The sequence below is a fragment of the Peribacillus asahii genome, assembly GCF_004006295.1.
Taxonomy (GTDB): Bacteria; Bacillota; Bacilli; order Bacillales; family DSM-1321; genus Peribacillus; species Peribacillus asahii_A.
The window spans coordinates 22,973-36,217 of sequence record NZ_CP026096.1; the positions used below are offsets into that span (position 1 = coordinate 22,973).

Annotated in this window: 14 protein-coding genes; 4 read left to right on the plus strand and 10 right to left on the minus strand. The window is 35.1% G+C overall.

The window, feature by feature from the left end:
• Window positions 1-660: 660 nt before the first annotated feature.
• Entirely contained in the window at window positions 661-846 is a 186-nt protein-coding gene (locus tag BAOM_RS23975; RefSeq protein WP_127762734.1) for a DUF8096 family protein, read from the minus strand.
• A gap of 130 nt (window positions 847-976) precedes the next feature.
• On the opposite strand from BAOM_RS23975, the gene BAOM_RS23980 reads away from it, so the two are divergent.
• Window positions 977-1,942, plus strand: a complete 966-nt coding sequence (locus tag BAOM_RS23980; protein WP_127762735.1) for a hypothetical protein — start codon at window positions 977-979, stop codon at window positions 1,940-1,942.
• Between the two features lie 406 nt (window positions 1,943-2,348).
• Here BAOM_RS23980 and BAOM_RS23985 read toward each other — a convergent pair whose 3' ends face one another.
• The 3 genes from BAOM_RS23985 to BAOM_RS23995 form a co-directional block, all read right to left on the minus strand.
• Complete coding sequence (locus BAOM_RS23985) at window positions 2,349-2,534, minus strand: hypothetical protein (protein ID WP_127762736.1); 186 nt, start codon at window positions 2,532-2,534, stop codon at window positions 2,349-2,351.
• A gap of 137 nt (window positions 2,535-2,671) precedes the next feature.
• Window positions 2,672-3,520, minus strand: a complete 849-nt coding sequence (locus BAOM_RS23990; RefSeq protein WP_127762737.1) for an ArdC family protein — start codon at window positions 3,518-3,520, stop codon at window positions 2,672-2,674.
• A gap of 61 nt (window positions 3,521-3,581) precedes the next feature.
• Window positions 3,582-3,788, minus strand: a complete 207-nt coding sequence (locus tag BAOM_RS23995; RefSeq protein ID WP_127762738.1) for a hypothetical protein — start codon at window positions 3,786-3,788, stop codon at window positions 3,582-3,584.
• 950 nt (window positions 3,789-4,738) lie between these two features.
• Between BAOM_RS23995 and BAOM_RS24000 the strand changes: the two genes are divergently transcribed.
• Window positions 4,739-4,975, plus strand: a complete 237-nt coding sequence (locus tag BAOM_RS24000; RefSeq protein ID WP_127762739.1) for an XRE family transcriptional regulator — start codon at window positions 4,739-4,741, stop codon at window positions 4,973-4,975.
• Window positions 4,976-5,049: 74 nt separating this feature from the next.
• Here the strand turns inward: BAOM_RS24000 and BAOM_RS24005 are convergent, their stop codons facing one another.
• The 3 genes from BAOM_RS24005 to BAOM_RS24015 form a co-directional block, all read right to left on the minus strand.
• A complete protein-coding gene (locus tag BAOM_RS24005; RefSeq protein ID WP_127762740.1) occupies window positions 5,050-5,544 on the minus strand; it encodes a hypothetical protein in 495 nt (164 codons plus the stop codon).
• Between the two features lie 110 nt (window positions 5,545-5,654).
• Window positions 5,655-6,098, minus strand: coding sequence for a JAB domain-containing protein (locus tag BAOM_RS24010; RefSeq protein ID WP_127762741.1), 444 nt, complete (start codon window positions 6,096-6,098; stop codon window positions 5,655-5,657).
• An 811-nt stretch (window positions 6,099-6,909) separates the two neighbouring features.
• A complete protein-coding gene (locus tag BAOM_RS24015) occupies window positions 6,910-7,098 on the minus strand; it encodes a hypothetical protein (protein ID WP_127762742.1) in 189 nt (62 codons plus the stop codon).
• A gap of 1,070 nt (window positions 7,099-8,168) precedes the next feature.
• Here BAOM_RS24015 and BAOM_RS24020 point away from each other — a divergent pair.
• Window positions 8,169-8,474 carry a DUF5516 domain-containing protein gene (locus BAOM_RS24020; RefSeq protein WP_127762743.1) on the plus strand — a complete coding sequence of 102 codons (306 nt, stop codon included), beginning with the start codon at window positions 8,169-8,171 and terminating at the stop codon, window positions 8,472-8,474.
• Window positions 8,475-8,786: 312 nt separating this feature from the next.
• Here the strand turns inward: BAOM_RS24020 and BAOM_RS24025 are convergent, their stop codons facing one another.
• The 3 genes from BAOM_RS24025 to BAOM_RS24035 form a co-directional block, all read right to left on the minus strand.
• On the minus strand, window positions 8,787-9,236 hold the full coding sequence (locus tag BAOM_RS24025) for a hypothetical protein (RefSeq protein ID WP_127762744.1): 450 nt from the start codon (window positions 9,234-9,236) through the stop codon (window positions 8,787-8,789).
• A 1,478-nt stretch (window positions 9,237-10,714) separates the two neighbouring features.
• Window positions 10,715-11,272 (minus strand): hypothetical protein, encoded by a 558-nt coding sequence (locus BAOM_RS24030; RefSeq protein ID WP_127762745.1) that lies wholly within the window; start codon window positions 11,270-11,272, stop codon window positions 10,715-10,717.
• A gap of 56 nt (window positions 11,273-11,328) precedes the next feature.
• Window positions 11,329-12,198 carry a hypothetical protein gene (locus BAOM_RS24035; protein ID WP_127762746.1) on the minus strand — a complete coding sequence of 290 codons (870 nt, stop codon included), beginning with the start codon at window positions 12,196-12,198 and terminating at the stop codon, window positions 11,329-11,331.
• Between the two features lie 348 nt (window positions 12,199-12,546).
• Here BAOM_RS24035 and BAOM_RS24040 point away from each other — a divergent pair, with 348 nt between their 5' ends.
• Complete coding sequence (locus BAOM_RS24040; protein ID WP_127762747.1) at window positions 12,547-13,098, plus strand: recombinase family protein; 552 nt, start codon at window positions 12,547-12,549, stop codon at window positions 13,096-13,098.
• Window positions 13,099-13,245: the final 147 nt, after the last annotated feature.

Genomic DNA, 13,245 nt, shown 5'->3' on the forward strand with positions numbered 1-13,245 from the left:
GGATGTTCCCCCCCTTGTTTTGAGGTGTGAGGTAAAGGCTGGGGTGAATTGCGGTAGCAAGAGGGGCTAGCCCCTATATTGCGTAAAAAGATATGGCTAAAGATCAACACAAGAAACGGAAGAACAGGCGGTTTGGCAGGTACAATGGTTAGAGCAAGCCGAATTCCGAGAATCCTCGTTTTGAGTATGTTCGGCTTGGCGACATGCCTTCACCTGCCAAAATTCTTCATGCAAGGGGTAAAGGGTGGAGATTTTTTGAGTGGGTTTCTCAAAAAATACTACCCGAACCTTGCATGAAGAATAGCCTTCTTGGGTGTTGGGGTTGTTTTTTAAGGTTTTCGGCTCGTTCGGTATGGCGGCGATAGCCGTAAATGGAACAGGAACCTACAGGATGTTAAGAAAGGTGCTTTTCCTTTCTTTACAGGCTGTGGTTATCGGGCCATTTAATGCCGAAGCGACACTTAAAGACTGTTAGAAAGAGCGATTTTTCTCTTTCTTACAGCCTTTTAGTGCTGCCGCCCAAACTATTCTTTGGTTTATTTCTCCCTTCAGAATTGTTATCACTTTCCCCCAAAACAATAAAATAGCCGAAAAGTTTATTCTATAGCATCCAATTCAAGATGCTTTTTTAATACCAAAAAACCCTATCGAATGACAGGGTCAAATAGATTTAGTCATACCGCAATGACGGCATTTACGCAAAAATATATAGTTCTTTACTGAACTTTCGAAGCGAGCATGGCCACAATTATCACAACGACCACTGATTATATCTGGATATTTTTGATATTCGTAAACAATACTTGTATCATATCCTTTAAACTCTTGTTTGTTTTCTTCAGACAAGTTAGACCACCTACCTTTATTCAACTAGATTATGATACCAGTAATAGCACTTTGATTAAAGGGTACATTTTTGCAGGTATTTATCTTCTTTTGTCGAACTATCGAAAGAAAGACAAAGAGGGGGATGACAATGGATTTGCATGTTCATTTACATGACCGATATATATTACGGGAAGAAGAACAGATTATTGATGAACAAACAAAAACTCAGATTCATGAAGCACTTATTAGCTTTATAAGTCAACTAGTTGATATAGGGGAATTATTAATAGAGAACTTAAAACATATATATGTAACGAACAATTATACGGAAGAATTAGAGGCTTTTCAAACAAAGCATGGTTTAAACGTTGGACATACGAAGAATGAGATAGGCGAGGGTTTTGCCATGACTTTGTCCTACATTAACGAGGATGCTGGGGAAGAACAAGCTATATTTCTTAGGGCAGAGGTTTTATTCGGGTTATTTAATGAGGAAGTTCAAGAGGGTAATAGGCTTTCGAAAAATTTACTTTATCATGAATTAGCGCATGTAAGTGATCATTTACATCAAAAGAGAATGTTTGATAAGAATGAATTTAGAGATTTAGATTTATTGCCGGCTATATTATATGACCTGTCTCTTCATATTTGGCAAGAATACTACGCTTATCGTAAGGCTGCAACTCTTTTTCCATCAAGCGATTTTCAACTAGATTCATTTGGGGAGACATTGGATTGGTTCTATGATAGATCAAAACAGTACATAAAGAATTGTAATGGTGATTATGATTATTTAATGAAGAATATGTATGGCGATGCCGGCTACTTATTTCGTACTGCAGCTTCTATTCATGGAAACTTACAAGGGTTTCAAATAGATGATCTACGGAAACAGGAGATGCTAGGTAGTATAATTACTATTTTCGCAAATAACTATTGGGTAGATATCTTTGAAGAACTAGGTATAGAATTAATAAATCTATATAATACGTATCCTAGATGGCAAGGATATGAACAATTAGAAAAGCTGAATCAGATTGTCATAAAAACATTTAATCGATTAGGGGTTTTCCCACAGGAAGCTGGAAGTCGGATATTCGTAGAACTAAAATGAGATTTTTGAAGAACGAGGATGAAGAATTATCAGCTGAGTGGAAAGTATATTTGTCTATTAATAAAGAGTGGTGGGCATCCATACATTGGGTGTTTTTTCTTTTGTCTAAAAGAGTAGTTATATAATGCTTTGTTCTTCTTTGAATAATCTTTCAAGGTTTTAGGTTGCATCAGCAACCGTTAGCTGGCTCGATGCCAGCTTTCTAGTCAAGAAAAAACGGATGTTTTTTCTTCCATTCGCTGAATAAATACCGGATTGAGTTTTCATCTTGAAATACTCATCCGGTACTTTCTTTTAAAATTACTCTCTTGTTCTTGCTATATCATAGATAATCAACCCTAAAATACCTGCTCCTATCAATAAAGTCGTGCAAAATAAAATTTCAAACATGTTATTTTTCCCCCTTTTATGCTTCGTCCCATTCTGGTGCTGGCGTTATTGTGATGGCAGGGTATTCATTTGGTAACGTCCAACCCTCATTTTTTAAATACAGCATTGTTTTATTATAAATTTCATTATTATCCGATGTATTAGAATCAATCATTACCGATAATTCAGTAGGTCCAAAGTCAATAATCACTCGATAAGTCATTTTTTCCTCCTTAGATAAATTGTAATCGGCTCTGATCCAGCCGATACAATTTTACTTTTATATCATTAAGGTTTTCTCCGGCTGCATTTGCAGCCGGACAACTATTGTGTTTGTGTTTTTATATGTTACTTGTATCTTTAATTTTTATATTTTTCTTCGTACTTTGTACCAAGAATGTAATCAGTTGCTTTTTGCGCTTGTGCTGCTGCTTTAACGATTAATGTTTTATCGTCTTTTAATTTTCGCAACCAAGACTGTATATAAGCAGCTGAGTTATCAAAAGTCACATCTACAAAACCAGATAAACCTGTTAACATGCTTGCTCCAACCTCTGCAACAAGTTCTTCTTGTGAATATTCTTCTGAACCGAAATGGGCTGTAGCTGAAGTGATTCCAGTTCTTTTCAATCTGCTGACATGACCTGTGCTATGTATAAGCTCGTGGAAAGTTGTTGCGTAATATTCTTCAACCTTTCTAAAATCCTTCATTGGTGGAATGTTTATATGGTCTATACTAGGTTGATAATATGCTCTGCCACTGTTATAACTAAAGCTCGGAGAATTTATATACCCTTTTATAATGTTTTCAGCTTCTTCTATTGGGTCATGTTCAAAAGTTTCTTCTTCTTGACGCTTGCTCTCAATACCTTCACATTGATTTATATTAAAAACCCGGTAGTATCTAAGTAGTGGGATTTTTTCTTCTTTGCCTGTATCTTTATTTTCTGTTTCAATCCACTTCCAGAAAACCACGATTTCTGATTTTGCTCCAGGAAGAACTTTTGCCCCTTTTATTTCCTGAACTTGCTTAAAAGTAATATACTCCCCTGGATCTAACAGCATTGTGTTAATACCTCTGTATGGTTTCTGAGTTTTCCAATTTACTGCTGTATTGCCATTCACCCAAGGCTTTTGCCAAGGTACTGTTCCCTGTTCTAGTTTCTCAATAATTTTGTTTGTTACGATTTCATAAACGCTATTTGTCATTTGTTCTCCTCCTCTTTTTATACCATCTAGACACTAAGTTAAAGAGTTTTATTTTTTCTTTTTAACCTTCGAATGACGTCCAATAAATATTATAATCAGCCGAATCACTATCACAAGCTTCTCTAATTTCTTCCTTACTCATGCCATTATGGAAACAAGAAATCAACAATCTTAATTTAGAATCATACCACTCTCCAACACTTTCAATGATAAAAGCTGTATCTCCCTCTTCTAAAATTCGTTTGGTATCCTCTGTTATTACAAACATTTTCTCCCCCCTTCCCATATTTATATTATACCATCTAGACACTATAGGAACAAGAATAAAATGCTATTAAGCACCATTTTTTTGCCCTCTTTTGTATATAAAAAGGAATACTTTAACTACCTTTTTACCTAAAGGCAACCTTACGCCTTCAGGCGTTTAGGCTTTTAAATCTTTATAGGTTTGATGTTCCCCTTGTTTTGAGGTGTGAGGTTGGCTGGGGTGTGGGGCTAGCCCCGCATAGCGTAAATCAGTAAGGCAAAAGAGCACAACTATAAACGGAAAATCTGGCGGTTTGGCAGGTATACTAGCTAGATCAAGCCGATTTACATAAATCCTCGTTTTGAGTATGTTCGGCTTGGCGAATATACTCTACCTGCCAAAATCAAAAACGCAAGGGGAAAAGTTTAAACTTTTCGAAAGAGTGGAGATTTTTTGAGTGGGTTTCTCAAAAAATACTACTCGTCCCTTGCGATTTTGATAGCTTTTTTGGGTGTTGGGGTTGTTTTTCAAGGTTTTCGGCTCGTTCGGTATGGCGGCCATAGCCGTAAATGGAACAGGAACCTACAGGATGTTAAGAAAGGCGCTTTTCCTTTCTTTACATCCTGTGGTTATCGGGCCATTTAATGCCGAAGCGACACTTAAAGACTGTTAGAAAGAGTGTTTTTTCTCTTTCTTACAGCCTTTTAGTGCTGCCGCCCAAATAAGAAGTTTTTTATTTAAATTGAAAAGGTTTGTCGATATTTTTTATATTTTATTTTGTCCTCCCATCTGCTGTTAAGCCGATAGATTTGACGCTGATGTTTTGGCTTAACAGCAAAAGTATATTCAAAGTTTTTTAGATTAGAAGAAAGCTACCAACTCTAGTAAGAATCTACTTTACCAAAAACCTTTACATTCACGTATATCTTCCTTTTTTGAGGTCAACAATGGAGTGTGAGAGGTGAATCATAATGTTGTTTGATTGGTTAAAGATAGATACAAAAAAAGAAAAAACAGAGTTTGGAGATTTTCTAGAAGCCTATGATATTAAGCAAGAATGGTTGGCCCGAAAAAGCAAAACAAGCCAAAGTTTAATTAGTCTTTTAACATTAGATCATTCTAGAAAACCTAAACCAACTACCGCAAATAAAATTTTAAAGGTATTACGAGAATTTGAACCTAATATAAAAAGAGAAGATTTATGGTGATGATGAATTTATGACAGTTTTTATCCAACCTTAAAAGCTATACTTAAAATTAATTTTATTGTTTAGCATTCATGCTATAATTTCCCTTTTTCTTTTTCACAATATGCCTGTACTGATTCTATACTCCAATACTTTGTATTAGAAATAATAAGGTCGGCTTCAGGAATAATCCCTCGATCATAATAATTTTTAACTTTAGCACGATCATATTTCAAACCATGTTCTGTTAAGTAATTAGCAAATTGACTTTGATTTAAGTAATTAGAATCATTTTCTTTAATAATGCTAAAAGAAGGTTTTTTGATTAAATACGTATCTTGACGAAAATATAATGTAATTAATTCTAAAGCCCATTCTAGCCAATCATCTTCTAAATTTTTGTATAAAGATGTTAAATCAAAGTTCGCATGATTTGGATTTTCAAAAAACCAAGCTAATTTTAAAAAAGTTTGTTCTATACAATCCAGAGATTGTATGGCTTCTTCAGCTGATAATCCACTTTCATGAGCTAAAATTTTTTCTTCTAGCATCGGGAATTTTTCAATAATACGTTTAGTTGTATGTTTCATAAAAAAACCTCCTGTAAACATTGTTTACAGATAAAATATCACTTTTCAGATTATTTGTAAACATTGTTTACAAATAATCTGAAAAGAGGAGCTGTGCTCCTCTTCGGTTCTTATAATCTTCCAGCTTCTTTGAAGCTGTAGTATTTGGCTTTAGCATTTACGATAACATGATCTAGAACCTCAATGCCTAATATCTTTCCACACTCAACAAGGCGCTTAGTTACCTCGTGATCCTCTCTTGATGGGTCAACAACTTGCGATGGATGCTGGTGACTTACGATAATCGAAGCTGAATTATTCAGAATTGCGGCCTTGTAAACTTCCCTTGGTGTTACTAGGCTCGCATTTAGAGCTCCTACATGGCAACGATGCACCGCCACAACTTGATTTTTCGTATTCAGACACATCACGAAAAATACCTCTCTATCTTCGTCACCGATAAATTTCGCCGCAACTTCAGCTGCATCTTGCGGTGATCTAATTATGTATTTTTCGCTTTCGTCTAACTCCTGAATTACCTGCTTGATTCTTACTACTTCATAGATTTTTTCCATGTTTCATCTCTCCTCTCATAATCTCACTTTCGTGAGTTCGAGCACACCGCCACAATACGCGCGGACAGAGGGAAGGGTACGCTAACGAAGAAGCGTACTCGCCAGTGAGGGGTAGTCGAAGCCCAGGCTTTTCGGGCTTTGACGTTAGAAATCGAGCAAAACCCAATGACTTAGCGAGAGTAAGCTTGCGTTTTTTGCAAGTTTACTCTCGCTTAGCCTACTTGGTTTTGCCGATTTCTTTCCCCGAACGCCCGCCCTTCCCTCTGTTGCAAGCGTATTGTTACAATTAGGCGAACGAAGGAAGGGAACACTACACCCAAAGTGCGGCTAAAAGCAGACCGAAGGTATGCAGCCGCCTAATCGTAAAGGGTTCAATGCCCTTTACGATTAGAACGGGACCAAACTATACCCTAATGCGAATCAAAACAGACTAAAAGGATGTTTTGATTCGATAACAGCAAAGGGTTCGATGCCCTTTGCTGTTACTATAAAGCGAATTTCTTATTCCTTTTTAAAGGAATAAGAAAAGAAGCGTACTGTATCAAGACAAAGACTTGATACAGTCGATTTTTGGAGGGGTCGATCCCCTCCAAAAATCGCATTCTTTCTTTATGAAGCAATTGATAAGATGCTGTCCAGTAGGCAGCATCGAAGATAATTGCTTATCACATCAAAGCGCAGCTATGATGTGATCGGCTTGTGAAGGCTCGATGCCTGAAGCAAGCCGTACACCCTCCTTTATGATTTTCTTCTCTCCTTTTTTAGTAAACGAAAATAAGGAGAAGGGAAGTTCCCTCCCTTCTCCTGGTTCTTAGAAGCTTGCCTTGATTACTTCTACTGCTAATGTTACTACCGTAGTGATGAAGCAGAATCCATAGATGATGATTCCTGCTGTTTTAAGTGCTTCACTTTTTACATTGTCGAGTGTCCAGAAGATTAAAAACGTTGCTGCTCCTAAGATAATAATTGCTGTGAATATTGAAATTGCTAGTGCTGTCATTTACGACAACTCCTTTCTTTGTTTGACCTCTCCTAATCTTTGCGGAAAAGGGCTGTCAAGGGGCTTGAAGTTTGTGAAGTTTTTTAAGCGCTCTTCTTAAAAAAGTTCACAAAGTTTGCGAAGCGATAGCGTAGCATCCCTTGACTGACCTTATGGAGCAAATGATTATACTTAGGAGAACAAAGAAGGATTGCATATAGTCCGAGCGATAAAAAGCGAATCGTCAGGCTTGCCGGACGGACGCACCAGTTCATAGAACTGGTCGGATTTTTGGGACTCGATGTCCCCAAAATCCGCATTCATTACTTTAATAGTGGGAGCTATGCGAAGCAAGCGACACGATTCCTGTCTATAGACAGGAATCTTCCATTGGTTTTGATCTTTAAGGTTTTCGGCTCGTTCGATATGGCGGCTTGCCGTAAATGGAACAGGAACCTACAGACTGTTAAGAAAGGCGCTTTTCCTTTCTTTACAGGCTGTGGTTATCGGGCCATTTAATGTCGAAGCGACACTAAAAGACTGTTAGAAAGAGCGATTTTCTCTTTCTTACAGCCTTTTAGTGCTGCCGCCCAAAGTTTAGTTCTATTGAATTTAAACAAGTTAACTGAAAACCTAAGTGAAAGTCAAAACATAACTTTTCTCTCCACAAAATCAGTTAAAAATCACTTAGATGATGTCTGAGAAACGCTCTACAACGAAACGAAATACAAGAAAGCCTTATAACTGGTCATTCAATTTAAAATACAGAGGTTCCTAATTAATAAAAATTAAGTCATATCCTAAAGAACTAATGCAGGGTTAACCCTGCGATCTGTCTTCAGGAAGGATCTAATTTAAAACTAAGAAAGCTAATTGAAGACCTAACTAAAAATTGAAACCTAGGTTTTATATATCCTTCAAAACATTAGTGTAGAGTTATGTGTATACAGATAATAAAGTTATTTAAAAAATAAAGGCGTTTAAAAATGTAATTATAAACATTTCACTTTTCTTGCTCCTTTCGTTAAAATTTCAAGTATAGACAAAGTTTACAGATTTTAATAAATATCTGCTCGAAAAGAGGTAAAAATATGGCTTGGTTAGAAAACGGCAAACTAATATCAGATGCAGAAAGTCGAGAACTTATTTCTAAAGGTTATCAATATGTCAAAGGTGTTTTGACGTCACCCGACAAGGTAAATGACTTAATAAGGTCTGGGTACACTACACCACATTTAGCAGAGCGCTTACGATATACTTTTACTTCTAAAGAAGCGAAAAGTCTTGGAATTTTAGGGGGTGGAGTTTTAGGTGTTGGCTTAGTTTCATTGGGAGCATGGAATGTTAGAAAGTTTGCAAAAAGGAAATTTGATAATAGAAAAAAAGAAAATCTCTAACCTATTTCAGACTAGAGATTTTTTCTTTCACTTGTTCAACTAATGAGTGCTTTAGTAAAACCCTTTAATTAAAAAAGGTAAGTGGAGACCTAAGTGAAAGTCGAAACATAACTTTTCTCTTCACAAAATCAGTTAAAAATTACTTAAATGATGTCTGAGAAACGCTCTACAACGAAACGAAATACAAAAAAGTCTTATAACTGGTCATTCGGTTTAAAATACAGAAGGTCATAATTAATAAAAATCAAGTCATATCCTAAAGAATGTGATGCAGGGTTAACCCTGCATCACATTCTTTAGGAAGGGTCTAATTTACTTTATCTGTTCGACTAAAACAACTTTGTCCCATTCTTGGTGGTTATAGTCGCTTTCTTTCCAACCCACTCGGTATATATCACCATAGTCTGGGTGGAATCCCTTGGAAGTAAATATCTTTTTATCAAAAGTAATGTTGTCTCCGTCCTCTTCTCGTGCACTCTCCACAACGATTTCATCACTTTCCATAGTAATGATTTCATATGTATCGGAAATGATACTCTCTTCACCCTCACTAGAAACCAGCCTTTCTCTACCCATATATTCCATAGATGTTTGCTGGTCCAGCTCTACTCTTGGCCTTTCCTTAATGTTTGCGAGACGGTTTATTTCTCCGATAATCTTTTCATCTTGCCTTTGGTCCGCATTGTAAAAACCGATTGCGTATCCCCCACTTAACCCTACTAACGTTCCTGCGATTGTGAATGCTACTACTGTCTTCTTCATATGTATTTCCGCCTTTTCTATTGCTCTTATCTACTTACTTATTAATAATAACATGCAAATTATTTACCATACTCTCCACCCCTAGGCATTTTACTAGCTGAAGCACACTTTTCAAACTCTATTTTGCACTATAAGTAAATATAAAAAGCCTTATAACTGGTCATTCGATTTAAAATACAGAGGGTCATAATTAATAAAAATCAAGTCATATCCTAAAGAAACTAACGCAGGGTTAACCCTGCGATCTGTCTTCAGGAAGGATCTAATTTAAAACTAGGAAAGCTAATTGAAAACCTAACCGAAAGTTGAAACATAGCTTTTATTTAACCTTTAAAACCTTAGTGTAGACTTATGTGAACAAGATAAAATGTAATAAGAAAATAGTCATATATTTTTGAAGTTTGATAATTTTAAAAAAGGCAAGTTTCTAATTATTTTAGAAAACGTCAAAACAGGCGATAAATCTATAAAATACTCTTGTTTTCTAATGATATTGATTATTTTGACGTTTGACAAAAATAAAAAAATCAGAAGAGGACACAACATGTAGTATAGAAAATAATCAAGCGCACACTATATGTTGATTAAAAAGAATGCGTATGATAGATTTATATTACTGCTTAATGAAACGGCAATGTATGGGCTACATACACATTTCTACTGCAAGAAGATGTTTAAGGATTTGTGATGAAAAAAGGAGAGGACGTAGCTAAAAAATAGCCTTAGCTAGGCAATCTGCAAATCCTAAAAAATACACTGAAAGGAAGTGAATCTTTGAGCACTTTCAAAAGTGTCAGTTATTCACTCTTCTCCTGGATGTAGAAAGGAGAAGAGTGAATATGCAAATAAGAATGTTTGATTTATTCTTTGGGTTATGTATTGGCTATTATATTTCGCCAAACATAACTATACTGGGTCAAACTGTTCATTGGGCTGTTATCGGTCTGCTCATTAGTTGCTTTATTCCACTTTTACAGAAATGCAGTAGATTTCTTTGGATAAAGTTTGTTTTAGCTATAAAGAACGAAATGGACAAGCTATAATCTTAATTTTATGATCCTGATCCGCCGTTCGGTGAGGGATCATTTTTTTATTTATCTACTCACCAAGATCTATTCTTGCTAAATCACCAATTTTAATAAGATTTTTGCCTTGTCTTCTACCAGTCATTTCATCCTTATTAACATTAATTTTTCCTACTGTAATTCTTGTTTCTTTACTTCCATTTAAACCATTAAGAGAATTAAGAGATAATGTCCATAAGTTAAAAACTTTTAGACACTAGAAAAACATCTTGATTTCCCCCTGTCACTTCAGGATTTATTTTGCACCTATTTTAAGCGCTATTTTGCACTATAAATAAATATAAAAAGTCCAATTTCTCAACATTAAAATTAAGAAATTGGACTTTTATCGTTACTTCGGAATAGCGCCCGATTCTTGAATAACGGATATAATTCAACTTATAGCTGGAAACGTTAGATATCGCTGCTATTAATATTAAGTAAGTAATCATCGGATATATAGTTTGGGATTTTTTTAGGTGAGTTAAATAGACTATTCTTACTGAATATTGTAAATCCAACCTCTTCCACATCGACAAATGTTTCGACTTTATTTATATCGATATTTTTAAATACTGTAGGTTTATTCCATTGTCTTGAGGGGATTAAATCCTGCTCTACAATACCTTTCCCGTGAAAAATGAATACACTTAGTCCATTACTAACTAATTCTTCTACTAATTCACTAACAAGATGCAGTTTCTCTACAGAATCAACTTTGATAATAGCACCATCTGACGAAAACTCATAGAAAGGAATATTATTTTCAATTAGTGTCTCTTTTTCATATCCAAAAATCATTGATTCTAAAACGAAAAAAACAGGTAAACTGAACATTTTTTGAACTAAGGAAATGATAAAATCATTTGTAATGTCACTAATCCCTATAGAGATAGATACAAAGATATCTTTTGGAAAGTCAAAACTATTAATTATACTTTGGTCTGAATATTGCACAAAATATTCTTTCAACTTTTAGTCTCCTTCAGGGTTGACCGTATTAATTTGGAAATAAAGGCGTATTTATTTTAAGAATCAAAATCAAACCCCAGTTGATGATCTTCCTTTTTATTTAATCTTCCCTTTTTAAGTAAAGCTTCCCCTCTAATTCCTTTATTATATCTTCTCTGAACGGTGGAATATTGTAATCCAGCTTCTTTTGCCCAAACACTCAATGGTCTTCTAATTCCGTTAATTTCTACGTGTATCCAATAATCTCCAATTGGTTTCAAAAGGTCTTCCTTTTTGCAGCCGGTATAAATTCTTCGCTGTAACGTCTTATATGGAAGACCACTAATTTCTGCCCATTCTGCTACAGTTTTTGTTTCACCATTAAGCATGATAAAATGATTGTTTCTCTTGTTTCTTTGTTGCTCTGTATTTGTACTCCATTTGCAGTTTTTAGGCTCATAATTGCCATTTACATCTAATCTATCTATAGACAACCCATCTTCATAACCATTATTCAAAGCCCATTCTTTAAAGCCTTCAAATTTACTCCATTCTTCACATACAGAAATTCCTCTTCCACCATACCGGTGATAGTAATCTAGATTAGAATTTTCACATCTTGAATGCATGAGAGACCAAATATTATATAATCTCGATCTTCTCATTCCATGCTTCTTATTTGTTTCTTTCTTTTCTAGAAAAATGCAGTTTTCCGGATAATACCCATCATCTTTATCTTTTCGGACTAATTCCAATCCTTCCGCATAACCATTTTGCATTGCCCAATTAACGAATTCTACAGGGTCCTCTCTCCACTCATCGCATATCCACAAATTTTCCCCTTTATAGCGATTGTCCATATTACTTCCATAGCATTTAAGTCTCATAGTTTTCCAAACTTTATATTCTTTGGTTCCACTCAATCCGTGTCTTTTACCCAATACCACTATAAGCACCTCAACTTACATGTTTTTAACTTGAAAAAGTATTAATGTAAAATCTTGTTTGCATATGTCTATATTTTAACATATATACCTATTTTCTTTATTGAGTGCTATTCCAGAAAATGGCCCGTTTGTTGAACAAAGTTAAAAAATTACACATGTCATAAATAAGTTATTATTTGTTCCAAAACTCGTCCTTTTCTGAACACGCTTCTTTTCAATTTGAAAAGGTCATTTTTAATAGTTTAATATGTAACAAAACCCTGTTCATTAATCTATGTTCAATAACATAATTGCTTTTATCTTATGTTACAATGAAATTAGAGTAAAAATGAGAAAGAGTGATAATTAGTGTTAATTGGATATGCACGTGTGTCGACAGGATTACAAAATTTAGATTTGCAAACAGATGCGTTAAAACAACATGGTTGTACGAAAATTTTTCACGATAAAATGAGTGGGACAAAAAAACAACGTCCCGGTTTAGAGGAAGCACTTCATTATGCACGTGAAAGTGATACAATTGTCGTTTGGAGATTAGATCGACTAGGGCGAAATATGCAAGATTTAATTCAAATCGTTAATAACTTAAATGAACGTGGTGTTGGCTTTCATAGTCTGCAAGAAAATCTAACAATGGACAAAAGTAATGCAACAGGACAATTGATGTTTCATTTATTCGCTGCATTTGCTGAATTTGAACGTAATTTAATAGAGGAAAGATCGGCAGCCGGTCGGGAAGCAGCTAGAGCAAGAGGAAGGCTCGGTGGCAGACCAGAGAAGTTCGATACGAAAGACATAGAAATGATGAAATCACTTATTGAAAGTGGTACACCTATAAAAGATGTCGCAGAAAAGTGGGGAGTGTCTCGTACTACTATTTATCGCTATTTAGAAAAATAATAAATCAGAAAGGTTGGTACTTATAGTGCAAAATAGATAAAATTATACATTAGGTTCATCTTGATTTTTAGCAGGAGGATTTTCGTAAGAATTTATCGTATTATTCCTTGAAAGTGACTTAACGAGATTTAGTGATGAATTTTTGAA

What these genes read in the sequence shown, in the direction of transcription:
- BAOM_RS23990 (WP_127762737.1), bottom strand. Translation starts at nt 3,520, where the DNA reads ATGACAAATAGCGTTTATGAAATCGTAACAAACAAAATTATTGAGAAA.
- BAOM_RS23980 (WP_127762735.1), top strand. Translation starts at nt 977, where the DNA reads ATGGATTTGCATGTTCATTTACATGACCGATATATATTACGGGAAGAA.
- BAOM_RS24010 (WP_127762741.1), bottom strand. Translation starts at nt 6,098, where the DNA reads ATGGAAAAAATCTATGAAGTAGTAAGAATCAAGCAGGTAATTCAGGAG.
- BAOM_RS24000 (WP_127762739.1), top strand. Translation starts at nt 4,739, where the DNA reads ATGTTGTTTGATTGGTTAAAGATAGATACAAAAAAAGAAAAAACAGAG.
- BAOM_RS24025 (WP_127762744.1), bottom strand. Translation starts at nt 9,236, where the DNA reads ATGAAGAAGACAGTAGTAGCATTCACAATCGCAGGAACGTTAGTAGGG.
- BAOM_RS24005 (WP_127762740.1), bottom strand. Translation starts at nt 5,544, where the DNA reads ATGAAACATACAACTAAACGTATTATTGAAAAATTCCCGATGCTAGAA.
- BAOM_RS23995 (WP_127762738.1), bottom strand. Translation starts at nt 3,788, where the DNA reads ATGTTTGTAATAACAGAGGATACCAAACGAATTTTAGAAGAGGGAGAT.
- BAOM_RS23985 (WP_127762736.1), bottom strand. Translation starts at nt 2,534, where the DNA reads ATGACTTATCGAGTGATTATTGACTTTGGACCTACTGAATTATCGGTA.
- BAOM_RS24020 (WP_127762743.1), top strand. Translation starts at nt 8,169, where the DNA reads ATGGCTTGGTTAGAAAACGGCAAACTAATATCAGATGCAGAAAGTCGA.
- BAOM_RS24015 (WP_127762742.1), bottom strand. Translation starts at nt 7,098, where the DNA reads ATGACAGCACTAGCAATTTCAATATTCACAGCAATTATTATCTTAGGA.